22 protein-coding genes and 1 pseudogene are annotated in these 25,936 nt (G+C 55.4%); 17 read left to right on the top strand and 6 right to left on the bottom strand.

Features of this window, described 5'->3' with window-relative positions; genetic code table 11:
* Positions 1–35 precede the first annotated feature (35 nt).
* Positions 36–443 (bottom strand): GFA family protein, encoded by a 408-nt coding sequence (locus tag ACR0LF_RS20210; RefSeq protein WP_480581818.1) that lies wholly within the window; start codon positions 441–443, stop codon positions 36–38.
* A gap of 520 nt (positions 444–963) precedes the next feature.
* Between ACR0LF_RS20210 and ACR0LF_RS20205 the strand changes: the two genes are divergently transcribed.
* The 8 genes from ACR0LF_RS20205 (at position 964) to ACR0LF_RS20170 (ending at position 9,275) form a co-directional block, all read left to right on the top strand.
* Positions 964–2,040, top strand: coding sequence for a sugar ABC transporter substrate-binding protein (locus ACR0LF_RS20205; protein ID WP_480581817.1), 1,077 nt, complete (start codon positions 964–966; stop codon positions 2,038–2,040).
* An 83-nt stretch (positions 2,041–2,123) separates the two neighbouring features.
* Positions 2,124–3,611 carry a family 43 glycosylhydrolase gene (locus ACR0LF_RS20200; protein ID WP_480581814.1) on the top strand — a complete coding sequence of 496 codons (1,488 nt, stop codon included), beginning with the start codon at positions 2,124–2,126 and terminating at the stop codon, positions 3,609–3,611.
* A 10-nt stretch (positions 3,612–3,621) separates the two neighbouring features.
* On the top strand, positions 3,622–4,695 hold the full coding sequence (gene fba, locus ACR0LF_RS20195) for a class II fructose-bisphosphate aldolase (protein ID WP_480581812.1): 1,074 nt from the start codon (positions 3,622–3,624) through the stop codon (positions 4,693–4,695).
* The gene (locus ACR0LF_RS20190; RefSeq protein WP_480581810.1) at positions 4,692–5,543 is read left to right on the top strand and encodes a PfkB family carbohydrate kinase; all 852 of its coding nucleotides are present in this window, start codon (positions 4,692–4,694) and stop codon (positions 5,541–5,543) included. The genes fba and ACR0LF_RS20190 overlap by 4 nt, the downstream gene beginning before the upstream one ends.
* On the top strand, positions 5,536–6,180 hold the full coding sequence (locus ACR0LF_RS20185) for a nucleoside/nucleotide kinase family protein (RefSeq protein WP_480581807.1): 645 nt from the start codon (positions 5,536–5,538) through the stop codon (positions 6,178–6,180). Before ACR0LF_RS20190 ends, ACR0LF_RS20185 begins: the two co-directional genes overlap by 8 nt.
* A 75-nt stretch (positions 6,181–6,255) precedes the next feature.
* Positions 6,256–7,488 (top strand): ROK family transcriptional regulator, encoded by a 1,233-nt coding sequence (locus tag ACR0LF_RS20180; protein ID WP_170432339.1) that lies wholly within the window; start codon positions 6,256–6,258, stop codon positions 7,486–7,488.
* Positions 7,489–7,507: 19 nt separating this feature from the next.
* The gene (locus tag ACR0LF_RS20175; protein ID WP_170432336.1) at positions 7,508–8,263 is read left to right on the top strand and encodes an ATP-binding cassette domain-containing protein; all 756 of its coding nucleotides are present in this window, start codon (positions 7,508–7,510) and stop codon (positions 8,261–8,263) included.
* Positions 8,264–8,273: 10 nt separating this feature from the next.
* Positions 8,274–9,275 (top strand): ABC transporter permease, encoded by a 1,002-nt coding sequence (locus tag ACR0LF_RS20170; protein ID WP_170686478.1) that lies wholly within the window; start codon positions 8,274–8,276, stop codon positions 9,273–9,275.
* A gap of 608 nt (positions 9,276–9,883) precedes the next feature.
* Here ACR0LF_RS20170 and ACR0LF_RS20165 read toward each other — a convergent pair.
* On the bottom strand, positions 9,884–10,384 hold the full coding sequence (locus ACR0LF_RS20165) for a helix-turn-helix domain-containing protein (RefSeq protein WP_480581804.1): 501 nt from the start codon (positions 10,382–10,384) through the stop codon (positions 9,884–9,886).
* A 650-nt stretch (positions 10,385–11,034) separates the two neighbouring features.
* On the opposite strand from ACR0LF_RS20165, the gene ACR0LF_RS20160 reads away from it, so the two are divergent.
* Positions 11,035–12,009 (top strand): YbaY family lipoprotein, encoded by a 975-nt coding sequence (locus ACR0LF_RS20160; protein WP_480581802.1) that lies wholly within the window; start codon positions 11,035–11,037, stop codon positions 12,007–12,009.
* Between the two features lie 239 nt (positions 12,010–12,248).
* On the opposite strand, the gene ACR0LF_RS20155 is transcribed toward ACR0LF_RS20160, so the two are convergent.
* The 3 genes and pseudogenes from ACR0LF_RS20155 to ACR0LF_RS20145 all read right to left on the bottom strand — a co-directional run.
* Positions 12,249–13,229, bottom strand: coding sequence for a hypothetical protein (locus tag ACR0LF_RS20155; protein WP_170744554.1), 981 nt, complete (start codon positions 13,227–13,229; stop codon positions 12,249–12,251).
* 80 nt (positions 13,230–13,309) lie between these two features.
* Positions 13,310–13,669, bottom strand: a complete 360-nt coding sequence (locus tag ACR0LF_RS20150) for a hypothetical protein (RefSeq protein ID WP_480700431.1) — start codon at positions 13,667–13,669, stop codon at positions 13,310–13,312.
* A gap of 156 nt (positions 13,670–13,825) precedes the next feature.
* A pseudogene (locus ACR0LF_RS20145) lies at positions 13,826–13,939 on the bottom strand (IS6 family transposase); the annotation flags it as partial.
* A 179-nt stretch (positions 13,940–14,118) separates the two neighbouring features.
* Here ACR0LF_RS20145 and ACR0LF_RS20140 point away from each other — a divergent pair.
* On the top strand, positions 14,119–15,285 hold the full coding sequence (locus ACR0LF_RS20140) for an MFS transporter (RefSeq protein WP_170825402.1): 1,167 nt from the start codon (positions 14,119–14,121) through the stop codon (positions 15,283–15,285).
* Between the two features lie 84 nt (positions 15,286–15,369).
* On the opposite strand, the gene ACR0LF_RS20135 is transcribed toward ACR0LF_RS20140, so the two are convergent.
* Positions 15,370–16,056, bottom strand: coding sequence for a Crp/Fnr family transcriptional regulator (locus tag ACR0LF_RS20135; protein ID WP_170744551.1), 687 nt, complete (start codon positions 16,054–16,056; stop codon positions 15,370–15,372).
* A gap of 360 nt (positions 16,057–16,416) precedes the next feature.
* Here ACR0LF_RS20135 and ACR0LF_RS20130 point away from each other — a divergent pair, with 360 nt between their 5' ends.
* Genes ACR0LF_RS20130 through ACR0LF_RS20100 form a run of 7 tightly spaced genes read left to right on the top strand, consistent with a single transcriptional unit; the run spans position 16,417 to position 25,915 of the window.
* Entirely contained in the window at positions 16,417–18,336 is a 1,920-nt protein-coding gene (locus ACR0LF_RS20130) for a DUF3604 domain-containing protein (protein ID WP_170744550.1), read from the top strand.
* Between the two features lie 13 nt (positions 18,337–18,349).
* Positions 18,350–20,239, top strand: coding sequence for a DUF3604 domain-containing protein (locus ACR0LF_RS20125; RefSeq protein WP_480581796.1), 1,890 nt, complete (start codon positions 18,350–18,352; stop codon positions 20,237–20,239).
* A gap of 13 nt (positions 20,240–20,252) precedes the next feature.
* Entirely contained in the window at positions 20,253–22,124 is a 1,872-nt protein-coding gene (locus ACR0LF_RS20120; protein WP_170744548.1) for a DUF3604 domain-containing protein, read from the top strand.
* 57 nt (positions 22,125–22,181) lie between these two features.
* Positions 22,182–23,183, top strand: coding sequence for a SphA family protein (locus ACR0LF_RS20115; RefSeq protein WP_480581793.1), 1,002 nt, complete (start codon positions 22,182–22,184; stop codon positions 23,181–23,183).
* A 17-nt stretch (positions 23,184–23,200) separates the two neighbouring features.
* Positions 23,201–23,974 carry a hypothetical protein gene (locus tag ACR0LF_RS20110; protein WP_170825398.1) on the top strand — a complete coding sequence of 258 codons (774 nt, stop codon included), beginning with the start codon at positions 23,201–23,203 and terminating at the stop codon, positions 23,972–23,974.
* Positions 23,975–23,993: 19 nt separating this feature from the next.
* The gene (locus ACR0LF_RS20105; RefSeq protein ID WP_480676575.1) at positions 23,994–24,908 is read left to right on the top strand and encodes a peptidyl-prolyl cis-trans isomerase; all 915 of its coding nucleotides are present in this window, start codon (positions 23,994–23,996) and stop codon (positions 24,906–24,908) included.
* The gene (locus ACR0LF_RS20100) at positions 24,905–25,915 is read left to right on the top strand and encodes a HupE/UreJ family protein (protein ID WP_480581787.1); all 1,011 of its coding nucleotides are present in this window, start codon (positions 24,905–24,907) and stop codon (positions 25,913–25,915) included. Before ACR0LF_RS20105 ends, ACR0LF_RS20100 begins: the two co-directional genes overlap by 4 nt.
* Positions 25,916–25,936: the final 21 nt, after the last annotated feature.

Raw genomic sequence — 25,936 nt, 5'->3', positions numbered from 1 at the left:
GCGACCGTCTTGGCGAATTGAATTTGGACCAGCCTTCACTGTAGAGGACCCTTCAGTTTGAGATCGCGTGACCTGTCCCAATCCCGGCAATTTTCGACGAAAGCCAAATGGGGGTTCTCAAAACCAGAGTGGTCGCCCAAAACACCTACCGCGACGAATAGAAACTCCGGCATCTTCGACGTCGCTTTGTAGATCGGCGAACCACAGTCAGAACAATAACCCAGGCTGACAGTGTTCCCGGCGTCAGACTCCCAGCTATAGAGCTTCGGCTCGCCGCTGAGTTCCACATGCTGCCTAAGATACGCAGACTGTGGAAGATGGCCGCCACCGGAGATTTTCTGACAGTCCAGACAGAAACACAAAACCGAAAATTCAGGAGAAGCCGAAATACGAACCTCAATTTTTCCACAAAGACACTGACCGGTGCAAATTGCCGCCGCCATTACAAACCTCCAGATCGTAGTGTTTGGCACATTTTTTGGATTGAAACCGAAACGGAGCACAGCTTTCCGATACGGATGGCGTCAAGAACAGCGCCAAAATCACCAACTGTTTTAGGCCGATAAGAGCCTCGATCCGAAACCGGTTCAAGATAGGCCGAGAAATGAAGAAGTAGCTTGTGTCCTTTGAGGTTTTGCTGGCTAAACCGTTCAACTTCCTTGATTTGCTTTCATACCAAAGGCTCGTTTTCCTCCTATTGAGTGCGATGGATTTGAAGTCGTAAATCATCGGCCCAACCGGTTCCTCACCGGGCCGTGGCATACCGCGTGGTTCGCGCGGAACTTGATGCCTTGACTGCATGAGCCGTAAAGCCTGGATTTTTGCCACTTCGCAACCTGGAAGATTCACAGATTGGTTCAGCGGATTGGATATATACTTGCAAACTACATTTAATTGCAGTACGCATTAAATAGGAGTTTACCTCTCCGCAATCAACGCGAAAAACTCTCCAGGGAGGAGATCATGACCTACAAGATGCTCAAGCCTTTGCTTGTGTCAGCAGCCATGTTGCCGCTTGCGAGCGTGGCAACGGCTCAAAGCGAAGCTCGTACCGATCTGGTAATCGCAGACCTTGGCCAACCCGAAACAAACCCTTGGGTTATCAACCGCCATCGTTTTGAACGCTGCGTCGCTGAAGCGCTGGGTGTCGAGCTGAAGGAGTTTGACGATCAGAACTCGGAAGAACAGCACGCGGCGCAAGCTGAATCCATCATCGCAAGCGGCCCGGACGGGCTGATCTTCAACCCGCTGACGTCGCCGGCCGGTATCCAGGTCGCGCGTCTTCTTGAAGAGAATGATATTCCTGGTATTGCCGTCGGTCGACTGGTGGTGTCCAGCTACGACGATGACTATGATGGTGAGGATTTCATCGCGCAGGTGACCCAGAACAATGACACTTGGGGGCAGGCGATCGGCAAAGCCACGGCAGATCTGGGGCACAAGAAAGTCGCGATGGTCTGGAACCAGAAGGGTGTGACCTCTGCGGAAGAAATCTGGGCTGGTGTCCAATCGGAACTGGACGCGGCAGGGGTCGAGGTGATCGCCGAGGCCTGGGATCGTCTGAACCGGGAGAATGGCCAGAAGTATGCCGAACAGTTCATCGCCCGCTTCGGGCCTGGCGAGATTGACGCGATCGTCGTGCTTGGTGCGGTCGCTGGCCTTGGCAGTCAGTTCGCAGTGGATCAGGCCGGGCGAGATGACATCGCCATCATCACCACAGATATCGACGAGCAGGTGGCTCAGTTCATCAAGGACGGCAAGCTGGACTTCTCGATCGGCGGTCACTGGTTGGTTGGCGGGTTCGGTCTTATCCAGCTCTATGACTATCTGCACGGTCACCCGATTGAAGACACCCAGCCTCGGGTCGGCCTCATTCCAGTAACGGCCGACAATGTGGATACCTATGCCAACAGTCTTCTGAACGGCTGTATTCTTTCGCCGGACACCATTCGCAGTCTCAGCAAGGTCCATAATCCCGACGCTGATCTGCCTGGTTTCATCGACGCCTGGCAGGCAAACTGGCAAGACTACGTGCAATAACTCCCCTTGCACGCAGCATGCCCTCCCCCGGCTCAATGGGCCGGGGGACCCAGAAATATCAAACTCTTTTTCGAGGTCCGCAGATGAGACTTTTCGGATACGCTCCGGAGCGCGGTGCTGCCGCTGGTGATACAATGCCATTCTACCACGATGGCACATGGCATCTGTTTTTTTCCCAACCCCCCGTAGGCGCCTGGGAATATGTTGAGCGGGCGCGTGTCTCGACCGCTTATCTTCGGTCAGATGACCTCGTAAACTGGGAAGTAATGCCCGACGCTTTTGGTCCCGGCGCGCATGGCGAATGCGACGGTGATGGGATCTGGACCGGCTCTGTCATTGAGCACGAGGGCGTTTTTCACTTCTTTTATACAGGCTACAACCGTCAATCGGCCTCGCCACAGTCAATTTGCAAAGCAACGTCGACCGATCTCAAGACCTGGGAGAAATCCGGATCCAACCCGATGATCTCCCCCGATCCCCGCTGGTACGAAACCGTCGATTGGCGCGACCCCTTTGTATACCGCGACGAAGAGGCAGGGTGCTTCAAGATGCTGATCTCGGCCCGCCTCAAGGAAGGTCCGCAGTTTCGTCGGGGCTGTGTTGCCGTTGCCACGTCCGATGATCTGGAAAACTGGGAGGTCGGCCCGCCGCTGGCGTCCTCGATGCTGACGCATTGCCCGGAATGCCCGGAAATCTTCAAGCTGGGCGATTGGTGGTATCTCGTTGAAAGCCGCTACTCGGAACGAATGCAAACCGTGTATCGGGTGTCAAAATCCCCGGATGGTCCTTGGGAAAGCCGCAAGCTCGACAGTCTTGACGGGCGTCGGTTCTACGCCGCCAAATCCGCCAGCGATGGCGACCGCCGCATGAGTTTCGCATGGATTCCGTTCCGCAAGCATCACGGCCCCAAACGTAGCTGGGTCTGGGGCGGAGAACTGGGCAGCCCGCGCGAACTTGTCTCGCTGCCAGACGGCACGCTGACCTGCAAACTGCCCGATAACGTGGACCAGAGTTACGCAGAGACCGTGCCCCACAAGCTGCGCCCCATGTTGGGAGACTGGACCGGCGATGCAAGCCCTCGGTGCGATGCGACAGGATCATACGGATACGCGTTCATCGACGGTCCGAACCGGGATGATGTTTTGCTCGATGTAGTGATTGAACCTGACCCCGCCACCGAAGCTGTGGGTATTCTCATCGAACCCCGAGGCGGCGATCATCTGGACAGCGGTTACAGCCTTTCAATCGAGCCCATGAAGGAGCGCGTCCTGTTTGATCGCTGGCCTGCCGCGATGGATCCACTTTGGGACAGCCTGGTGCTCAATGAACGGCATGGCATTGAGGTCCGTCAGGAGATCGACAGCCCATTGGTCGAGCGTCCGCTCGCCTTCACACCGGAGGATGGGTGTTACCGGGTCCAGATCCTGCGCAACGGGTCGGCCATCGAGTGCTTTGTGGCCGGGCAGGTTGTTGCATCCTTCAGGGTCTATGACATCTCCAATACCGACGCCTGGGGTCTCTTTGTTCAGGAAGGCTCGGCGAAATTCCACATTCCCAACTTCCGCAAGTAAAGGCCTTGCCATGCCCCTCATAACCCTCAGACAATTGCTTGATTATGCGGCGGATCAAGGATTTGGTGTGCCAGCGTTCAACATCTCCAATATGGAGCAGGGCCTTGCGATCATGAACGCTGCGCGCGCCTGCGACGCACCGGTGATCCTTCAGGCCAGTTTAAATGTTCGCAGGGCCTATGCCGGAGATCGGATGATTGTCGCCATAGTGAACGCACTGGCGTCCATGTATCCCGACAACCCAATCTGTCTGCATCAGGACCACGGCCATGACGAGCAGGCCTGCGTCAGCGCCATCGCTGCGGGGTTCACCTCGGCTATGATGGATGGCTCCCTGATGGGCGACGGCAAGACACCCGCCAGCTATGCCCACAACGTCGATATCACGGCCCGCGTTGCACAGATCGCGCATTGGACGGGTGCCTCAATCGAAGGAGAGCTGGGTGTTCTTGGATCGCTGGAAACCGGCGAGGCGGGTGAAGAAGACGGGTCCGGGGCAGAGGGCAAACTGGATCACGATCAGCTATTGACCGACCCCAATCAGGCGGCGGAGTTTGTTGCTGCAACCAAGGTTGATGCGCTGGCGATAGCCTGTGGGACATCTCATGGCGCTTATAAGTTCACACGGGAACCGGATGGCGACATCCTGGCCATCAGCCAAATTGAGGCGATCCACCGTCGCGTACCGAATACCCATCTTGTGATGCATGGATCGAGCTCTGTGCCACAGGGCCTGCAAGACCTGATAAACGCCTCTGGCGGTGAAATGCCACAAACCTGGGGCGTCCCCGTCGAAGAGATTGAGCGCGGGATCCGGCATGGTGTTCGAAAAATCAACATCGACACCGATTGCCGCATGGCCATGTCCGGCGCAATGCGGCGCTTCTCCCGGGACAACCCGTCGAACTTCGATCCGCGGGCGTTTATCCTGGCCGGGATGGCGGAGCTTGAGACGCTGGTCCGTGACAGGTTCGAGAGGTTCGGGGCAGCGGGCCACGGGCGTAAAATCAAGCCGATCCCAGTTGCCGAAATGGCAAAGCGGTATGCTGATGGCGGGCTCGACCCATCCCGGAAGGCCGCGTGAGCCGGGCGCTGTTCATAGGCCGCTCGGTGATGGATGTCACCGCGCTTGTCGAGGATTTTCCGGGTCCGGACGGGAAGACCAAGGCTTTGAGCAATGATGTGATCCCGGGCGGGTCGGCCTTGAACGCCGCCGTCACGTTTGCCCATCTTGGCGGAAGGGCGGCGCTGGCTACATCGCTGGGCGCGCCGGGTCCAATGAAGACAATGCTGACGTCCGATCTGAAGGACAGAAACGTTACGGTGCATGACATTTGTAATGACCCGGACTATCGCATCCCTCTTTCGACAGTTGTTTCAACGCGGAGCCTTGGGTCCAGGATGATTGTCAATGGCGCAGGGGATGAGTGCGAAAAGGTGCACTCTCAAGAGGATCTGATCCTGACGGAAGGATACGGGTTGATTCAGATCGACCAGTACGAACGACATTTTATTGCGGCGCACGCTGACGCTTTGCGCGCGTTTGATGGGCCAATCATTTTGGATGGCGGTGGCTGGAAAGACTGGTCCCCGGACTTTCTAAAGCTGGCCGATATTCCAATTGTCAGCGACGTGTTTTGTCCCGAGGGACCGCGCGCCTTTGCCAATATGTGTGAAGAACTGGGCATCCATCGCTGGGCGATGACACGGGGTCACGCTGGGGTCGTCTGGCATGATCAGGGACGTCAGGGTGAGATACCCGCTTTGGAGGTGGACGTTGTCGATAGCTTGGGCGCAGGAGACATTTTCCACGGCGCTTTCTGCCACGCCTATCTCGAAACCGGGTCATTTGTAGATGCGTTGAATATCGCCAATCAGATCGCGGGTAAGTCCTGCACCCATGCGGGTACGCGGAGTTGGATGGATGCCTGAGCACCTCGCCGACTATGCCAGCCTTCTGGGCGCAATTGAAAAGCGGATAGGTGCAGGTCAACCGCCGCTCATTGTCGCAATTGCGGGGCCTCCGGCGACGGGTAAGTCTACGCTGTCCGAGCGGCTGTCCGAGGATTTACGTGCTGCCGGGCACATCGCTGCCTACTGCCCAATGGACGGGTTTCACAAAACAAACGCCCAGCTTGTGGCCGAAGGGCTTAAAAGCGTGAAAGGCCGTATCGATACATTTGATGGCAACGCGTTTGCCCATGCGGTCGTACGTTTGTCCAGGGGAGATGCGTTCTGGTGGCCGCGATATTCCCGGCACATACATGACCCGGTCCCACAAGGCACTCGGATCGAAGGAAACGAAGCCGTTTGCATAATCGAGGGCAACTACATTCTGATGAATGAAGCGCCCTGGGTTCAAGCGGCATCGCATTTCGACCTGCGTATCTTTGTAGACACGCCGGACGATCTCCTGAAGCAGCGCTTGCTGCAACGCCACGAACGTGGCGGCAGAGGTGAAGTCGAGACGCGGGAAAAGATCACCAAGACCGACATGCCCAACGCGGAGAGGATCCGACAAAGTGCCACATTCGCCGACATCCTGTTTCAGGAGATCGTCGATGCGTAGCACCCGACAGTTGATTGCAGGTCGCAATCAAAACTCGCTATGTTTGAGCCAAATTGAAAGAATTGGGGTTCGGACATGAAGCTTGCTCAAAAAGGTCTGTCGATCGAAGGCATTCAAGGCCACAACAGGCGCGCCATCCTTGCGGCTTTGCACGACATGGGAGAGTGCTCGCGCAAGGAAATCAGTGTGGCCACCGGATTGGATCAGGCGACCGTCACCCGTGCAATTGCACCCCTTATCGACAATGGCATCGTAGAGGAAGTGGGGCTTGTTCGCGGGGGGCGCGGCCGACGATCGATCAACCTGGCCTTTGTCGGTTCCGGGCGATACATCCTCTGTCTCCGACTGCAGCGGCGTAGCTTTTCCATCGCTGCATTCAATCTGCGCGGTGACCTGCTGGAGACCAATGAATTCCCCATCGCACGAGACGGGTCCGCCAAGCAGACTTTCAAGGAGATCTCCGAGACACTGGATCGCCAGATTGGCAATTTGAAACAGGTCGATGGCATTGGCGTGGCTGTTCCTGGCCCGTTCCTGGAGCGGGATGAACGCGTCATCCTCATGACTGAAAGCCCTCAATGGCAGGGCTTCGACCTGATCCCCGAGCTGCGCTCCCGCTACCCCGACATTCCTGTTCACTCCACACACGACGCCAAGGCAGCTGCCTTGACTGAATGGCGCCATCATGGCCGGGCGCTGGGGGCCAAGGTCATGTTGTACGTGTCGGCCGGTCAGGGGATCGGCTCGGCGCTTGTCGTGGATGGCCATGTGCACCGCGGGGCGCAAGGACTTGCAGGTGAACTGGGGCATACGTCCATCAGCGTTGATGGCGAGCAGTGCAAATGTGGAAATCGAGGCTGTCTGGAACTCTTTACGTCACGCATTGCCCTACTGCGCGCCATTCGGGAGCGCGCGGAGGACGTCAGCGGCACAACGTTGACTTCAGACGCTGATTTTTCTCAGGTCCTCGATGCATATGCGGCGGATGACCGGCTTGCCAGCGAAGAGGTGCACAGGGTTGCGCGTTATCTGGCGCAAGGCATCACCAACTGCATCAACTTCGTCAATCCGGATTTGGTGGTGATCGGAGATGAATATGCCGGGTTCGGTCAAAACTTTCTTGAACAAATCAAGACCCATGTAAGAGCGACGGTTTTGCCAAGCATCTATGATGCGGTCGACATCGAGCTGAGCCAGCAAAGCGAAGATACAGTTCTGCGCGGAGCCTTTCTGGACGTACTTGCACAAACCTATCTCGGTTCTCCCAGAGCCGAGCCAGAAGCCGTTGTTGCCGAAGCAAGCGGATAGGAATGAAGGAGAACCCACTATGAATGACCAGACGGCTCAACCTCTTCTTTCGGTGAAACACGTTTCGAAGTCATTCGGTGGTGTCCAGGCATTGCGTGACGGCTCCTTTGATCTTCATCGCGGTGAAGTTGTCGCGATCGTGGGCGGAAATGGTGCCGGAAAATCAACGTTGATGAAAGTTGTGGCCGGGGCCCATGTTCCGGACGGTGGAGAGATCATCATCAATGGCAAGGAAGTGTCCCGGGCTGAGCACAGCGTTTCTCATATGCAGGAATGCGGGATCGAAGTTGTCTATCAGGATCTGGCATTGGTTCCCAATATGACGGCGCCATACAACCTGTTTCTGGGGCGCATCCCCCGCAAATGGGGGATTTTTGTGGATGAACGAAAGATGCGCGAAAAAACCCGTGAAGCCCTCGCGCAGCTCAATGTCACCACCGTTCAGGATTTGTCGCAGCCAATCTCCTCGATGTCAGGAGGACAACAACAAAGTATCGCGATCGGGCGCGCCATTGCCTGGGGAAGTGACATCGTAATCCTTGACGAACCGACTGCTGCACTTGGACCGAATGAAACGGCGGAGGTTGAGCGATTGGTCGAGGATGTTCGCGACAAGCAGGGCACGTCATTCCTTTTGGTCAGCCACAATCTCGATCAGGTGCGCCGCCTCGCTGACCGTATCGTAGTGACCCATCACGGGGTCACATCGCGTGAATTCAAACGCGACGAGATTACCTCGGACCGGCTCGTGAAGGCCATAACTCTCGGCGAATGAGGAGAACGACATGACCGAAACAACCGCCTCCGGCCCCTTCCTGACGCCCAAACGCGCGGAAATGTTGCGAGACTATGTGCCGTTCATTGCCATTGTTCTGGTGATCTTGTTGTTCTGGGCGATTTCCGGCGACCGTTTCATGTCGGTGCGCAACTGGACGTTCATCGCGCAGCAAACGCCTGTCTTGATGTTGCTGGCATTCGCACAGTTGATGATCGTGACAACCGGTTCAATTGATATCTCCATCGGGTCAAGCCTGGCATTTTCGGCGTTTCTGGGGGCACTTGGAATGCTCTGGTTCGGGGATGTGGGCTTGATCCTGGGAATTGTCGCAGGTGGCCTTGTTGGCATGGTCAACGGCCTGATCATTTCACTGCTCAAGATCCCATCATTTGTGACAACATTGGCAATGCTGATCATCGTGCGCGCCGTTGTGATTATCGCATCAGACGGTACGGCGATCTACATAACGGACGATAGCGTGTCAGGCGGCACCAACATCTCGTCTGTCGCAGCACCCTGGCTTTTATCGATGGGCAAATTCCCCGCGATCTTCATTCTTGCGGCGATTGTCGCGCTGTTCATGTGGGCCTTTTATGAGAAGACCGTTTTTGGTCAACAGTTGCGCGCCGTAGGTGGCAATGAGAAAGTCCTCCGCCTGGTCGGGATCAATGTCACGACGTTCAAGATCAAGGTCTTTGCCGCTGCAGGATTGATGGTGGGGTTGGCGGCTTGCGTCAACCTGGCAAGGGCAGGGGCGGCAACGCCTCAGGCGGGTCTGATGATTGAGCTCGACGCAATTGCCGCAGTTGCGCTTGGTGGTACGCCGCTGACGGGTGGCTATGGCAGTGTGGTCAAAACGATCATCGGGGCATTGACCCTGACAATCGTCCGCAACGGGCTGACAATCGCGGGCGTGCCACCATCATGGAGTCAGGTCGCTTTGGGTGTTTTGCTGATTGCGGCCATCGCTATTTCGCTGAACAGAAGCAAGGTAGACGTGGTGAAGTGACAGCGAATGATATCGTGGTGTGGATGCCTGAGCTGTGCGCCACGATGCCGAGTCATCGAAGGTTGGCAGTGCGGCCGTCGACCTTTGCAACCACTCAACGGCTTGCGCAGAATCCGAGACGTGTAACCGTGGGGTAGGGCGTTGGTTGATTGCATTTGCTGGCGCACCTATCGTGCCAAAGGTCTAACATCGCGTGTTCCACAACGTTGGAGTGATCCCCGGATGAACATGTTCGAACTTCGTGTACCCTTCTTTCTTCCGCTCTGGCGGCGGGTTGCCGTCACACTCTTGAGCGTTGGATGGGCGATCTTGGAGCTTGTAACCGGGAACTTGTTCTGGGCCATTCTGTTTGGCGCGATTGGAGCCATTGCGACCTGGCAGTTTTTCCTTTCTGGTTGGCCCGACGAGGCGTCAGATCAAGAGACTAAAGGGTGAATAAAGGCGCTGTAGCCAAGCTTTAAACGTGACGCGTTTTCAGCAGAATCGGGGATTTCGAAACTGGAATTAGAGCGAGATCTACTACGGCGACACAGCGGTGTAAGCGAAATTATGTGAAGTCCGCACATCCGCACTTATTAATAGAGCGAAGAGGGCTTCGCCGACCTGGTTCACAGAAATCTGATCCATAGGGCATGATCGCATGAGCCTCCGACCACTTCGGCAATTTCTGCTGGGTTTAGGCCAAAGTCCACTACCAGATCTTCGACCTGAACCGATTGGAAGCTATCGAGGCTTCGTACAAGCCGGCTTTCTTCGAATGCGATCAATTCGTGAGATCTACCAGACCAACGGACGATCCCGCCGCAGAGTGTCTGGTGTTCCATATCGACCAGTTCTGCCACGGGATCGGCAAAAAAATCGCTCCACTTGAGAAATCCAGTACTGACTGCACGCGCAACCGCCTGTTCGATCGTCCGGCTTTTCAGCTTGGTCGTAATCGAAGATATCAGCGCATCCACTGTTCTGGAGGACTTGCCCGTTTGCCGGGCAATGACAGACGGCATCAAACCCGACGCGAGCATCTTCAGAACATCCAGCTCGTCACCTGACAGGGAATCCGAGGGGAAGTTGAAGACGGTTTCAATGACGTCCAGCGCAAGCAGGTGCAATACCTGGGCTTCGTGGCGCAGGTGTCACGGTGCCCTTAATTTCTGGACGCTTGCTTCAAAAAATTGAGTAAAATCAGTTCCAATTTGTGCCTTTAATTTCTGGACTGTGTCCTTAATTGCCGGACTGTGCCTTAAATTCCAAGACCGTGCATTCTGGGGATAAGTCGTGTGTTAGGCAGACGTGATCCGGTACAGGGACCCTTCGGTCCTTCACCGAATGTATGTGAGGTCCCTGGTTGGTGGCCTGTGGATATCCGAGAATTAAGGGCACAAAACCTGGGTAAATGCACCAAGATGCATCTGCGTCCAGAAATTAAGGGCACAGTGACAACAGTCAAGCGTGATAATTCACGATTCGGGGCACATGGGATGAGACGCTGAGGTAGCGCCAATGCCCACTACTATAATTTCTTAATTCGAATGTGATTTGAGTCAGCCTCTCACACCATAGCGCGCTTGAAGCGTATTGGTTCAAGAACGTAGCTGAACGTGCGATCGGGTCATGGTTCAGAAGATCATTCGTCATGGACCTTTAGCTTCCTTCTGCCATAGGTTGACGTCGAGACATAATCGAGAGGATTACGGCGATGCGAGTTTTTGAGTCTTTCCTGGCGACGATTCTTTGCTTCGCCGGGTTTGGAGCGAATGCGATGGAAACAATTACTGGAACGGCCACATTCCGGGAACGGATCGCCATGCCGCCCGGAGTGACCTTCGAGGTTCGGCTTGAGGATGTATCATTGATGGATGTCCCGGCGCAAATCCTCAGCACAGTGACGGTGAACGAAGCGGGCAACCCGCCCTACGAATTCGCGATCCCCTACAACCCCGATGTCATTCAGGATACACGGCGTTACACAGTCCGAGCGAGCCTGCGGTTAGGCGAGCGGTTACTGTTCACCACTGACACGCATACACCGGTGTTAACGGACGGCGCTGGCATGGATGTGGAGATCAACATGGTTCAAGTACAAATCCCGGTTGAACGGCCCCGCCGAATGATCGGAGAGTTCGTCTATTCTGCAGACGCCGCGACGTTTACAGAATGCGGGACAAAAGACACTTACCCGGTCGCGATCGAGGGCGCTTACCTTGATGCCGAACGCGGATACCTGGATGCACAGGCCGAGCCGATGACGCCGGTCGTTGTAGTACTCGAAGGCGAGATAGCGAAACGCCAAGGCATGGAAGGTGGCAAGCGCGATATGCTTGTGATAGAGCGGCTTGCCGGGTTCGTACCAGGACTGACCTGTGAGCGCGCAATGGCGGACGCGGATGTTGAAAACACCTATTGGCGTATCCTATCGATTGCAAGCCGCGTGCTCGAGAATACCGAGGCCGAGCGAGAACCCCATTTTATTTTGCGCTCCAGTGAGGGGGCTTTTACGTCGACTGTCGGCTGTAACATCATCAATGGAAGTTACGCACTTGAAGGCTCCGCGCTGTCTTTGACTGCTGGTCCCATGACGTTGACGGCTTGCCCACCGCCATTTGATAAAATCGAGCGTGCCTGGACCAAAGGTATGGCTGCGGTGAGCGAGGCGGTCGTGACCGGTCCGACGATGGAGCTGCTTACCGCCGATGGTATGACGGTCGTATTCCTCGAAGCCGTAGCCTTGCCCTGAAACGGCACTTTGTCGAACCTTCCAGGCCTTATCTGTCTGTCGGGTGCCGCGGTTTTCGATTGTCTTCACTAATACAATGATTTTGCCCTTGCCTGTGACGTTGCAAACGGCCACGCGTTTCGGGGTATTGCCGAGGTCAGGTATCGGCTGATCAAAACGTTCATGGTTCCGGGCGATGTCGATCTCGCGCACGCAACGAACGTCATCAAAAACGATATTTGCGTCAAACTTCTTTGACTTCAGTCTTTGGGCGCAAGTTTGGTTTGAATGATAAATTGCGTGACCGGGTCAAGGTTTTCACTGTCCAACAAGGCCAACAGCTGTTCATCCAGCTGAGTTTCGTTCCAGTCCCGCATCGCAATCGCAATTTCCATTGCCAATGCACTATCGTCCTTTAATACCTCGGCGAAGACCCCAGTAATCCGGTTTCTGAATGCAGGAGATACCGTGCCACAATCGGCCAATGCACGCACAAGCGATCGCTTGCTGTTCGGCTTCAAGGTCTCCGTCTTCAATGCATCGCTGACGACTTCAATGGCCGACAAGCCGTCCATGGCGATCCCTGACAGAGCCCATTCGTACACGTAAGCCGAGTTTGAATGCATCGCTTGTGAATACCGGGATTGAACCGCTTTTCTCGCCCTGTCATCGTCAATTTGCAGCCCCATCAGTCGGATCGAAACCGGAACAAAGCTTAGCCGGTTAATGGTGCCGAATTCTTGCAGCAACATGTCTACAGGAACCTTGTTGCGCAAAATCTGGATGCTGCTGTAGGGGGCACGATCTATTTCGATCAGTGCGGTATCGCGTAGCACCAAGTCTTTGTCCGAAAGAAACTGTGCAAAAAACTCAACCCGTTCGGCGTAGTTCCCTTTGCCCGGTCGCCAATGCTCACCCACGATCCATAGAGCTTCGAGAAATTGCTCTCTGTCAGGGGTCAGAGAAAAAATTCTGGTCCATTTGCGCGACAGCCCACGCCCGGCCGCATCTTTGGTTGTGGTGCCAAAAGTCAGCAAAATTAACTTGTCAGGGTCGGCCCGGAATGCAGCACGCGTACGGCTATCGATCAGGAAGGGGATTTCGGGCATCCGCTCAAGCCCTTCGGAAGTGCCTTTTATGACCCTTACGGGAGTGAATTTGAAGGGATTATCCGGAGCAGGCCCGGACAGAACGACGATCTCGGCTGCAAGTAGGTGATCTGCGAGCGTTGTCTCTGGCAATGTCGTGCACACCGGGCAAGCGTTTACCATTCTTGGCGTGGAAACGAAACCGAATACGATGACGACAAAAAGCAAAAAACTTACCGCACTTCGATTGCGATCAGGGCTGCGCGATGACCTGAGATTTTGCTGCCACTTAAGCATTTATCGAATCCCCCCAAGCCTTCTGGATCGATCAAAACGATACGTCCGTATTCCGACCGGATAAGTCCTTGGCCTGTCAAGGTGCCAAATTGAATCGAGGCTATCGGCAATGAGATATTCGCCAGTTCGGGGATTTCCAGTTGGGTGGCGTGGACGACATCGGTTTGGGCCGACCCATGGAAAATACCTTCAGAGCCCGTCGAGGCGGCTAAATGCAAAAAACCTGCATCAGAGCAGCTGACCACTGCAATTTTCAACCTGGATTCATACTTCAAAGAACCTGGTAACAAAACCAAAATTCTATTCCGCGACGTTACTATCCAATGCGATCGGGTCGAGAGTTCTGATACGTCCGTAGTTCAATTCGATCAGGCCTTCTTCCTACATGCCCTGGAGGCGTTGGGGCGCTTCTGAACATGTGATGTTGGCTAAATTGGAGAGATCTTGCTGGCTCGCTTCGCCATGATCTCTTCCAGATAGCGATAGGAAACGCCGTATCGAACATAGAAGAACACTGCGAATAGGATCACATACTCCGGTGCCTGTGCACCTTTGAAAGAAATCATGAGCTGGCTTTCGACTTGATACGACCGACAGACATTCACTCGCTAATTCCGAAATCGTCAATGGTCGAAGGATTGCAACGGAACCCTCTCAACAAACATAAGAACTTGATCTTGCTTCAATCGGCCCTAATGCTCGAGAACATCTTAATTATTTCATATTGGCAACTGAAAGTAACGTATTGATCCTGATTAAGCGCCTTGCAATTGTATCTGGTGTCTACGTCTATGCTGCGTCAAACGCACTGCTTTCCGGTGGCCTTGGTCCGGTGAGCCGGGACTATGGCATCACCGAATTACAAGTCGGCATAATCCTAAGTCTCGGCGCGTTGGCTGTTGTACCCACAGCGCCCCTATGGGGCGTTTTGTCAGAGCGCGTGGGCCGCCGTTCCCTGGTTTTGACCGCTATTCCGTTTGTTTTGCTCAGCCCGTTGATAATGGCGCTGGTGTTCTCAAACATGTTGGTTCTGGCCAGCAGCGCAACGGTCTATACGCTTGCAGTTGCCCGCACCGTAAAGGGCGTGTTCGGTGGGGCGCTCATTCCGTCGACGCAGGCGCTCATTGCCGATACTACAGACAGCAAGACGCGCGTCTCAGGCATGGGTCTTATGGGGGCTTCCGTCAGTTTGGGCGCACTTTCAGGGTCAATGCTGCTCTGGTTGACCGCCGAGCGGGGCATTGCAGTCGGCTTTGTTGCGCTTCTTCTAGCAGGCTTGTTTGCGTTTTTTCTGTCTTTGAAATTTCTTCCGACCTCGCAATTACATATCCGGCCAAGGACGAAAAAACCCATTCGATTGTCTCGGTTCTGGAAATTCTTTGCGATCACGATGGCAGGCTTTGCTGGCTACACCATGGTGGTTCCGATCATCGGGCTTAAACTAATGGATGACCTGCAAGTAAACAGTACCGAGGCAATGAAATCAACAGGCTTTATTCTTGCAGGCGCAACTCTGTCGTTGACGATATCACAAGTGTTTGTGGCAACACGAAAGGGATGGGATGCGCGTCGGTTGCTGCGGTCAGGCAGTATTGGCGCTTTGGCCGGAATAGGGATCATGATTCTGGCGGATGATGTGTTGGTTCTGGCGATTGGCATGATCGCCGTTGGTGCTTCTCTGGGGGCAGTCGCTCCTGGCGCTATGGGTGCGCTCAGCTTATCGGCCGGTACAACGGATCAGGGTCGAGTGGCGGGCATCAATACGGCTTTTCGCGGAATGGGAATTGCTGCCGGGCCGGTTCTCGGCACTGCACTTTACAGTTTTGGTACAGACGCGCCACTTTGGGGCGCGTTGGCGCTTGTGTTTTGTGTTGCGGCGTTGAGCTTGTCTTGTCGGCAACCCAATGTTTGAGCCGCACAGCCAAAAAGAACCATCCATTCTCGGCTAAACCTCTACACGCGTTTACGCGGATCGCTCACACCTCGTGAACATAGTTCACAGCAATGCCAACAGTCCCTTGGGATCCGTTATGGTTATGCTGGCGCGTCCGAGGCTTATCAGTTTTTTGCGCTCCAGTTCCGCAAGGCGAGAAGAAACAACACCGCGCGATAGGTTGGTCAAGGTAGCGATCTCTCGGTGCGTGGCATCGACGATCGCTGGAACAGGAGGGTTGGGTTCATACAGCCCGGCCATTCTGGCCAGGACGGCAACAAGGCGTTCATGGCTTCCGCGGCGCATGAGATCATGGGCAAAACCAATCGCCCGCTCTTGGTTTTGGATCTGGTTCAACAACAGTCGACGCCAAATATCCGGGTAAATCTCAGCAAAACTCACGAACTCGTTGCTTTTGACAACCAAAATGGTCGAAGGGCGCGTAGTATACGCGCCGATTTTACGTCTTTTTGTTCCAGCCAGCCGTGCTGCTCCAATCCACACCCCAGGGTGCATCAGAAAGCTCTTTTCGATCACGTTTTCAGTTCCTGCTGACTCGATAGCAATCGCACCCGAGGCCAACCCGAAGAGGTCACTGGCAGGGTCGTCGATGGAATAAAGCGGCTGCCCGGCATCAAGCGTTACATGGTGAGTGATGCCCAGGAACGCGTCCAGCAATTCACCCGATAGGGTTGAAGCCCAGCCATGATGTGAAAGATATTTTTTCGCATTTGCGCTTGATATGTGCATTCAATTCCGCCTTCTGTCCGAATTCGGACAAATAGATTTATTCGAATGGCTACAGTCAAGGGGCGAATCTGACATTTCAGACATAGGTTTGCGATTCTTTAGGGTGACTGATGTCTTCATTGGAACGGTTTTTCTCTCTCGGCTGGTTCAGGCGGCCTCCTATGTATTGGCAGCTTCACCGGGGCATTCAATGCCCCCAGTCCGGCTTAGGTCCGCGAACATCTGCCACCACTCATGGTTCCGGATTGGCAGGCTGCGGGGGACCGTACCGAGTTGATTGGGGCGTTCTGACAGGCCCGGAATCGAAAGCGCGCCGATCCATCATCCATAACAATTTGCCCACACAGTAAGGAACACCTGATGCAAAAAATCATTCCTTCTCTCGCTGCGACACTTTTTGCGACGGGCGTTTTTGCACAAGAAGCTCCGCCCGAAGCGTCCGATAGTGTTTTGAAGGGGCGCCCTTATTCCCCCTATGCCGACCGCGCGTTTCCGACGCGGCCATTGTTCGGCGACACGCATGTCCACACCGCGTTGTCGGCTGATGCGGGAGGCGGTGGAACAACACTTTTGCCACGCGACAGCTATCGATTGGCTCGTGGTGAGCAGGTGATTTCTAACACTGGTCAACCTGTCAAACTCTCCCGTCCCCTGGATTTCTATATGATCACAGATCATTCCGATGGGATGGGCGCCATTACCGACATTTTGTCCGGTGCGCCCAACATCATGGCCGATGAACAAGGGCGACAATTTCACGAAGCCTTTGCAGAAGGTGGGCAAGCGGCCCGTATGGCAGCTCAGGAACTCACAAAACAGTTTGCACAAGGCACAATTTCGTCCGAACTCAACTACCAGCCCGGCAATCCGGCCTACAAGCGGGTCTGGGATGATATCATCGCCGCGGCGGAAGAGTTCAACGACCCCGGGGTATTCACCACTTTCATCGCCTTTGAATGGACCTCATTGGTCTCGGGCAACAATCTGCACCGCAACGTCATTTTTCGAGATGGGCCCGAACGCGCAGGTCAGGTCGTGCCCTACACCACAACACCACCTATGGGGTCGAGCAATCCGCGTGACCTCTGGGCTTGGCTCGAGAACTACGAAACGGTCACGGGTGGCGACGTTACCGCAATTCCGCATAACGGCAACCTTTCAAGCGGCATGATGTTCCCGCTCGTTGATGATTTTGCCGATGGCGCGCCGCTCGATCCGGCATATGCCGAAGCACGCCAAAAGTGGGAACGGCTTTACGAATGGACCCAATTCAAAGGGGATGGCGAAGCGCATCCCATGCTATCGCCCGAGGATGAGTTTGCCAACTTCGAGACTTGGGATTACGGCAATCTCGACGCGACAGTTCGAAAAACGCCCGAGATGCTGCCGGGTGAATATGCAAGGTCTGGTTTGTTGCGTGGGCTGGAACTGGGCGCTGTACTTGGGTCCAACCCCTACAAGTTTGGTGCCGACGGCGCTACTGATACGCATACCGGCCTGACCACGGCGCAGGAAAACAACTTTTATGGCAAATTTACTGCTTATGAACCCAACGGTGAACGGGCGGCGCATGTCGGAAGGACATATCCGAACGGCGATGTTGCGTATGACTCGTCCATCTATTCAGCCGCGGGTTTGACCGCTGTCTGGGCTACGGAAAATACTCGTGGTGCGATCTTTGATGCCATGGAACGGCGCGAAACCTACGCGACGACCGGATCGCGCCTATCCGTAAGGTTCTTTGGTGGCGATTATGAAGCCGACGCGATGAACCGTCGTGATCTGGCTCAGGTCGGTTACTATGGCGGGGTCCCCATGGGTGGTGATCTTGCGACGCCTGCAGACGGCGAAGCGCCTGACTTCCTCGTCTATTCTCTGCGTGATCCGTCGGGTGCAAATCTTGACCGCGTGCAGATCATCAAGGGTTGGATCGATGCCGAGTCCGGCGAGGCCATGGAAAAGGTCTATGATGTCGCGTGGGGGGGTGACCGGTCTCCGGATGAGAACGGAAAACTGCCGCCGGTTGGCAATACCGTCGACCTGTCGGTGCCGTCCTGGACAAACACCATCGGTGCGCCCGAGCTTGGTGCCGTCTGGACCGATCCGGATTTCGATCCGGCAGAACCCGCATTCTATTATGCCCGGGTCATCGAAATCCCCACTCCACGGTGGACGGCTTATGACGCTGTAAAGTTCAATGTTCAAATGGCGGACAGCGTTGTGATGACCACACAGGATCGCGCCTACACATCGCCCATTTGGTACACGCCCACAAATTGAGGAGTGCACTTTAATGATCAGGGAACTCGCTATTTCCGTTTCACTGCTCGCATTCGCGGGGGCGATCCACGCCCAGGACACGCCGGCTGTTGCTCCTGCAGGCGACTATTCGCCCTATCCGAGTCAGGATTTCCCCAATCAGGTTTTCTTTGGCGATACACATCTTCACACGTCGTTTTCAGCGGATTCGGGTTTGAACGGCAATTTGCTGGGCCCGGATGAGGCTTATCGTTTTGCGAAAGGGGAGACAGTCGTTTCCACAACCGGGCAGAATGCGAAACTAAGCCGCCCCCTTGATTTTCTTGTTGTTGCTGATCATGCAGAAAACTTGGGACTACCCGTAGCGATTGAAGAAGCCAACGAGGATCTGCTGGCGACCGAATGGGGGCGTCAGATCTATGAGATAGCCAAACCCGGGACGTTTGAAGCTAGACGGGACGCTCAGAATTTCTGGGCTACGATGCGGCAGACCGGCGTGAACGAGCTAGCCGATAACCAGGACATGTCGATTACGATGTGGCAACGCGTCACAGACGCCGCAGACAGGCACAATATTCCTGGTGCATTCACCGCCTTCATTGGTTTTGAATATACCCTTGACCCCTCCGGCAACAATCTGCACCGCGTCGTGGTCTTCAAGGATGACAAGGAGAAAGCAGATCAGATTATTCCGGTTTCAGTTTACGAGGCCCCGGACCCTGAGGACCTTTGGGACTGGATGGCTTCTTACGAGGAGCTGACCGGAGGGCAACTCCTGGCCATCCCGCACAATGGTAATCTGTCGAACGGGCTTATGTTCTCGGAAACCGGTCTGCTAAGTGGTGAACCGATTGACGCCTCTTACGCTGTGCGGCGCATGAGCTGGGAGCCTTTGTACGAGATCACTCAAATGAAGGGCGATGGTGAAGCACACCCGTTCCTGTCTCCCGATGATGAGTTTGCCGACTTCGAGACCTGGGACGGTGGTAGCTTTGGAGTCGAGCCCAAAACGCCCGAAATGCTGCCCAATGAGTATGCCCGAACCGCTTTGATGCGTGGTCTTTCAATAGGGGATAGGTTGGGGGCGAACCCATTTAAGTTTGGTGTGATCGGGTCGACTGACAGCCACACGTCGCTTAGCACTGTCGAGGAGAATAATTACTTCGGTAAATTTCCAGCGGTGGAACCAACTGCCGACCCGATCAGATTTGATGAGGCTGCAACAGCGCGCCTTGCAGAGGACGACGCGCAAAAGAACTTTACGCGAAACACTAGTGCTGGCGGGCTTGCTGCGGTTTGGGCACGTGAGAATACGCGCGAAGCCATCTTTAACGCGATGATGCGAAAAGAGGTCTTTGCGACCACAGGGACACGTATCCGGGTTCGTGTCTTCGCGGGTTACGATTTTGATGAATCCGATCTCCCTCGGTCGGACTTCGCGGCGCATGGCTACGCCAATGGCGTACCTATGGGGGGTGATTTGGGAAAGAGTGAAGACCGTGCGCCGCGTTTCCTTGTTCGTGCTTTGCGGGATCCGGATGGTGCCAACTTAGACCGTGTGCAGATCGTAAAGGGATGGAACAACGCCGATGGCACAACGTCGGAGCGCATCTACGATATTGCTTGCGGCGGACGTGCTCTTGTTTCAGCGAAGTGCTCGGCTCCGGTCGGCAACACCGTAGATGTAGCGAATGCCAGCTACACCAATGAGATTGGTCAGGCGATCCTTGGTGGCTTCTGGCAAGATCCCGAGTTCGACCCGACGCAGGCTGCTTTCTACTATGTCAGAGTATTGGCAATTCCGACACCTCGTTGGACGACGTATGACGCAAAATTCTTTGGAGTAGAAATTCCGGAGGATGTCCCAACATCAATCCAAGAACGCGCCTACACATCGCCCATTTGGTACACGCCCGCAAATTGAGGAGTACGTTGCGATGAAAAAGCTCGCTGCGCTTTCTGTATCCACGCTTGCTCTGGCAGGGGCGCTTCACGCTCAGGACACGCCGCCGGTTGCTCCTGCCGGCGAATACTCGCCCTATCCAAGCCAGGATTTCCCCAACCAGGTTTTCTTTGGCGACACCCATGTGCATACGACCTATTCCGCTGATGCCGGTCTGATCGGCAACACATTAGGGCCGGACGCGGCCTATCGCTTTGCCAAAGGCGAAACGGTCACGTCATCAACCGGGCTTCCAGCCCGTTTGTCGCGTCCGCTCGATTTTCTCGTTGTTGCCGATCACGCCGAGAATCTTGGGACGGCGCCATTGCTTGCGGCGCGTGACACCCGGCTTCTCGAAACAGAATACGGGCAGTCGCTTCAGGCTGCCATTGATGCGGGGGATTTACCCGGCGCGTGGGAGATTTTTTCTGTGACAAAGGCGTCTGGGGAAGACCCACTCGCTGATGTACCCGGCGTCTATGACAGCGTCTGGCAAGAGATTACCGCGGCTGCCGAAAGCCACAACCAGCCCGGTGCCTTCACTGCATTTATCGGGTTTGAATGGACCTCGACCTTTGATCGCTCGAACCTGCATCGCAATGTGATCTATCGCGGCGGAAAAGAGAATGCCGATATGCGACTACCCTATTCTGCCTACGACAGCGTGGATCCAGAAGATCTATGGGACTGGATGGCGCAATACGAGGCCGATACAGGCGACCGCCTTCTGGCCATTCCACACAATGGAAACCTTTCTAACGGGCTGATGTTTGACACTGTCAAGCTTGACAGCGACGAGGCGCTTGATGCCGAATATGCGGCACGCCGCGCCCGTTGGGAGCCGCTATATGAAGTGACTCAAATGAAAGGGGATGGTGAAGCCCATCCCATGCTGTCACCTGATGACCCGTTTGCGGATTTTGAGACATGGGACAAGGGCCAGCTTGGTCCCAATCCCAAGACGCCCGAGATGATCCCAAACGAATATGCGCGCGAAGCGCTCAAGCGAGGTTTGGCCTACCAGACTGAATTTGGTGTGAACCCGTTCCGGTTTGGGATGATCGGCTCGACCGACACACATACTTCACTCTCAACTTCTAAAGAAAACAACATGTTCGGTAAGGTTGTCGCCCTCGAACCGACAGTAGACCCGATCCGGTTTGAAGAAGTGGTGGGGGGCATAGGAGGTGACGAAAGTGTTGCGCAATATGCGTGGCAGACCAGCGCCTCCGGTTTGGCTGCCATCTGGGCGCGCGAAAACACGCGCGAAGCCCTTTTTGACGCGATGATGCGCAAGGAGGTCTATGCAACAACAGGTACGCGCCTGCGCGTCCGTGTCTTCGCAGGGTACGACTTTGATGCCTCTGACCTCCCTCGGTCAGATTTCGCGGCTCACGGTTACGCCAATGGCGTACCTATGGGGGGTGATCTGGGAACGAGTGAAGGTCGTGCGCCGCGCTTTTTGGTGCGGGCGTTGCGTGATCCGGACGGGGCCAATCTGGATCGGATTCAGATCATCAAGGGCTGGCTGAATGCGGATGGAACGACCAGTGAAAAGGTCTTTGACATTGCATGCGGTGATCGAAAGGTCATCGACGGTCAATGCGCTGCTCCGGTCGGGAATTCTGTTGATTCCGATGAAGCCACTTACACCAACGATATAGGCCAACCGATCCTTGGAGCCTATTGGGAAGACCCGGAATTCGACCCAGATCAAAGTGCTTTTTACTACACGCGTGTTCTGGAAATCCCAACCCCGCGCTGGACGACCTATGACCACAAGTTCTTTGGTGTCGAACTGCCGGAAGGCGCGCCTGAGGCCATTCAGGACCGGGCCTATACCTCACCCATTTGGTACACGCCCTGATCCTAAAACCCGAAAAAAGCGCGGCAAACGCGTGAAGTGATTTAAACGAGGTGACAAATGAAGATGTTTTTGCGTGACAAGCGTCCGATGATGGGCGCGGCCATCATTGCTACCCTTACAGTTCTGCCGGTAAAACCAGCGATTGCGGTTGAAGGAGGGTTGGGCGCCTATTTTCTGGGAACCAGAGATACGTTTGCCGGTTTCGTGCCCGAGCCGGGAACTTACACAAGCCTTACATTCGACCATCTTGATGGCAGCGTGGACGGCGTTTCGCTTGCGGGTCTTCCGATTGCGGCTGACGCAGACCTCGAACTTAATCTCTGGCGACTGGGTGTTACTCAGGTGTTCGACGCGCAGCTCTTTGGCGGAACACCCGCCATAAACCTCACTGTTCCTTTTCCTGTTGCTGAACTCACGTTCACGGCAATACGGCCTCCGTTGCAAGGAGCCAGCATTGACGATACGTTGTCCAGTTTTGGTGACATCAGCCTGACCGGACTGGTGGGTTGGCATCGGGGCAATCTGCACTATAGTACGGGGCTGACCGTTTATGCCCCGACTGGAGAGTATAATACGGCATCCATCAATCTGCAGGAGCGCACAGTTCAAGTATTGAATGCAGGCAAGAATGTCTGGTCGTTCCAGCCCTTCTTTGCCGCGACGTGGTTCGTTCCGGAACGTGGTTTTGAGGTTTCAGGAGCGGCCAGCCTTTTGTTCAGCGAAGAAAACGATGCGACCGACTACCAGACGGCCCCTGCGTTTCAATTAGAAGGCGCGGTGGTGCAGCGCTTCCGCTCGGGCTGGGGTGTTGGCCTCGCTGGCTATACCTACCATCAGCTTGAGGATGACAGTGGCGCAGGTGCTGAGCTTACCCGGATCGCCCTGGGGGCCAGCAGCCTGCGGGCTCAGGTCAGCGGGATTGGGCCTCTCGTGACTTACGAGGGCGGAACGCTGTTGGGCGCCGATGCTTCCCTCAAGTTTAAATACACACATGAGTTTGCGGCAAAGCGGCGGTTCGAAAGCAATGTCCTGACGGCCGTGATTTCATTGGCGTTCTGACCTGCGGGACTTTCAACATGAAGCTGACACTGTCATGGGTTATTGCAGGAGTTCTGGTCCCTTGTGTTGTCCTGGCACAGGAAAAATCGGAGTCGCTTCAATCGGCGGCCAACGATCCGACAGCGTCGATCATGTCTTTTCAGCTGCAAGGCTTTCATTCGTTTGACCTGCACAACTCTTCCGAAGACAGCAGCCTGCTTCAGTTTCGTGCTGCGATCCCGTTCACTCTCGGACAAACAAACCATATTGCGCGGCTTACGCTGCCTTACGTGACGGACAGCCCCACCGGGCAGGCCGGACTGAGCGACACGACCCTGTTTGACCTCATGACTTTTGATCGGCGTTGGGGGCGTTTCGGTGTTGGCGCGGTCGCCTTGTTGCCCACGGGCAGCGATGGGCTGAGCGCGGATAAATGGGCGCTGGGTCCAGCTGTTGGTTTTGCAAAGCAAGAGAATTGGGGGCTTTGGGGGGCGTTTAACCAGAATCTCATCACGGTCGCCGGTGACGACAATCGGCCAGACGTGAATCTGTCCACACTGCAACCGGTGTTCAACTACACCCTTGGAAACGGCTGGTCGGTCGGCACGTCGGAAATGGTGTTTGTCTACGACTGGGACGCTGGCGACTTCAGCAGCGTTCCGCTGGGGTTGAAAGTGTCCAAACTCAACCGAAGCAGGGGGCTACCATGGCAATGGTCATTTTCCTACGAACACAATTTCGACGATGACGCCATCGTGGCTGCCGACACGGTTAGTTTCACGCTGAAATTGCTGGTCCCCAAGAGCCGATGAAATTGGATCGGAGATAGATGTGAACAAACATTGGCAATCAACCAATTCGCCGCGCCCAAGTGATCCGGTGTCAAACAAACAGAACGTGTTGCAGAGGGTCATCCGGGAACCCTTTGTCCATTTTGCCATTCTCAGCATCGCAATCTTCGGCTGGTTCAAGCTGGCGCAGCCCGCGGAATGGACAGGTGAGCCCGATGCGCGCGTCATTGTTCTCGAACAACGGCAAATCGATCTTCTGGCTGCCCAGTTCGAGGATACATGGCGGCGCGCTCCGACCGACGAAGAACTGAACAAACTCAAAGCCGACTGGCTGAACCGCGAGGTGCTTGTGCGCGAGGCTTTGGCGCTTGGGCTGGATGGCAATGATGAGATCATCCGCAACAGGTTGGTGCAGAAGATGAACTTCCTTCTGACCTCCGAAGCGGGCGCGGCCCGTCCCGATGATGAGGTGTTGCAAACCTATCTGTCAGACAATGCCGAGGCGTTCACGACCACTGCGCGGATTGCGGTCAGCCTTGTTTATCTGGGGCAAAACCCCAGCGGCACGTTTGTTGGCCAGACGCGGGCGCGTTTGGCTGCAGGGGAAGATCACCGCCAGTTGGGCCAGGCGTCGCTGCTACCGACGGGGTTTGATCTGAGCGTCCGATCTTCAGTTGATGGCAACTTCGGAACGGGTTTCTTCGACCAGTTGCAACCCTTGCCATTGGGTGAATGGAGCGGACCCGTTCAGTCGTCCTTCGGGCTTCATATGGTTAGGATAGACAACAGATGGGACGCTACTCTGCCGCCTTTTGGAGCGATCCGGGATCGCGTTTTGGCGGATTGGCGCGAGAAGCAGGCCGAGCGCGCGAAAGAGGTTTTCATAGAAAATCTGAGATCCACTTATTCGATCCAGGACCTTGGGGTAGCAGGCATCTTAGAGAGTGAATCATGAGGCACTTTCTGCCCTTACTTGCGCTGTTGGCGGGGCTTCTGGCACCGGCGTTCGTACACGCCCATGCGTTGGAGCCCGGTTATCTTGAGATTTCGCAGGAAACCGACAGCGATTGGTATGTGTTTTGGCGCAAACCGGACGTTCAGGGCGCACCGATGGATATTGACGTTGCACTTCCTGATGTTTGTAGCGCACCCACCTTCGATGCCCCTGTCTTTGACGGTCGCGCCTGGACACAGGTCTGGCGCATGACCTGCACCGAAGACCTGCGCGGCAACACGATCCTGATCGACAAGCTTGATGCGCAGCGAACGGACGTCTTGCTGCGGGTGGGGTATCTGGACACCGAGAACATGGCCACATTCCGCCTGACACCGGATGCGCCTGCCGTCACGCTGCCCGCGCAGCAGGGGTTGGTTCAGACGCTATGGCAATACGGCGTGTTGGGGTTCGAACATATCCTCGAAGGCTGGGATCACCTGCTTTTTGTCTTTGCCCTGCTGGTGCTGATCCGCAACCTGCGCCAGCTGATCTGGGCCGTGACCGCCTTTACTGTCGCGCATTCGATCACGCTGGGTTTGGCCACCTTTGGAGTTCTGAACGTGCCCGGCCCTCCTGTCGAGGCCGTGATCGCGCTGTCTATTGTCTTTCTGGCAACCGAGGTTCTGCGGTCTGACGACAAACCAAAGACACTGGCGAGTCGGTTCCCCTGGGTGATTTCGTTTGGGTTCGGCCTGTTGCATGGCTTGGGTTTTGCCGGTGCGCTGGCCGAGATCGGTCTGCCTGAACAGGACATCCCGGCGGCTTTGCTGGCCTTTAACCTCGGGGTCGAGGCGGGGCAGCTTGCGTTCATCTTTGCCGTGCTGGGCGTGTTCGTGGTGCTGAAAAAGACAATGCAGATCGTCTGGGGCTGGTCCTTCGCGCCAGGTCCCTCGCGCCAATTTCTCGGATATCCCATCGGATGCATTGCCGGTTTCTGGCTGGCCGAGCGTTTGGCTGGGTTTTGATTCAACACAGAAAAGGAGAAT

Source organism: Ruegeria sp. E8, from assembly GCF_056533985.1.
The sequence above is the reverse complement of the archived record's forward strand: the minus strand, read 5'-3'. Positions and strand labels throughout refer to the sequence as shown.

Excerpts from the sequence above, each read along its gene's own strand:
- ACR0LF_RS20210 (WP_480581818.1), bottom strand. The coding sequence starts at position 443 with ATGGCGGCGGCAATTTGCACCGGTCAGTGTCTTTGTGGAAAAATTGAG.
- ACR0LF_RS20205 (WP_480581817.1), top strand. The coding sequence starts at position 964 with ATGACCTACAAGATGCTCAAGCCTTTGCTTGTGTCAGCAGCCATGTTG.
- ACR0LF_RS20200 (WP_480581814.1), top strand. The coding sequence starts at position 2,124 with ATGAGACTTTTCGGATACGCTCCGGAGCGCGGTGCTGCCGCTGGTGAT.
- fba (WP_480581812.1), top strand. The coding sequence starts at position 3,622 with ATGCCCCTCATAACCCTCAGACAATTGCTTGATTATGCGGCGGATCAA.
- ACR0LF_RS20185 (WP_480581807.1), top strand. The coding sequence starts at position 5,536 with ATGCCTGAGCACCTCGCCGACTATGCCAGCCTTCTGGGCGCAATTGAA.
- ACR0LF_RS20180 (WP_170432339.1), top strand. The coding sequence starts at position 6,256 with ATGAAGCTTGCTCAAAAAGGTCTGTCGATCGAAGGCATTCAAGGCCAC.
- ACR0LF_RS20175 (WP_170432336.1), top strand. The coding sequence starts at position 7,508 with ATGAATGACCAGACGGCTCAACCTCTTCTTTCGGTGAAACACGTTTCG.
- ACR0LF_RS20170 (WP_170686478.1), top strand. The coding sequence starts at position 8,274 with ATGACCGAAACAACCGCCTCCGGCCCCTTCCTGACGCCCAAACGCGCG.
- ACR0LF_RS20160 (WP_480581802.1), top strand. The coding sequence starts at position 11,035 with ATGGAAACAATTACTGGAACGGCCACATTCCGGGAACGGATCGCCATG.
- ACR0LF_RS20135 (WP_170744551.1), bottom strand. The coding sequence starts at position 16,056 with ATGCACATATCAAGCGCAAATGCGAAAAAATATCTTTCACATCATGGC.
- ACR0LF_RS20130 (WP_170744550.1), top strand. The coding sequence starts at position 16,417 with ATGCAAAAAATCATTCCTTCTCTCGCTGCGACACTTTTTGCGACGGGC.
- ACR0LF_RS20125 (WP_480581796.1), top strand. The coding sequence starts at position 18,350 with ATGATCAGGGAACTCGCTATTTCCGTTTCACTGCTCGCATTCGCGGGG.
- ACR0LF_RS20120 (WP_170744548.1), top strand. The coding sequence starts at position 20,253 with ATGAAAAAGCTCGCTGCGCTTTCTGTATCCACGCTTGCTCTGGCAGGG.
- ACR0LF_RS20115 (WP_480581793.1), top strand. The coding sequence starts at position 22,182 with ATGAAGATGTTTTTGCGTGACAAGCGTCCGATGATGGGCGCGGCCATC.
- ACR0LF_RS20110 (WP_170825398.1), top strand. The coding sequence starts at position 23,201 with ATGAAGCTGACACTGTCATGGGTTATTGCAGGAGTTCTGGTCCCTTGT.
- ACR0LF_RS20100 (WP_480581787.1), top strand. The coding sequence starts at position 24,905 with ATGAGGCACTTTCTGCCCTTACTTGCGCTGTTGGCGGGGCTTCTGGCA.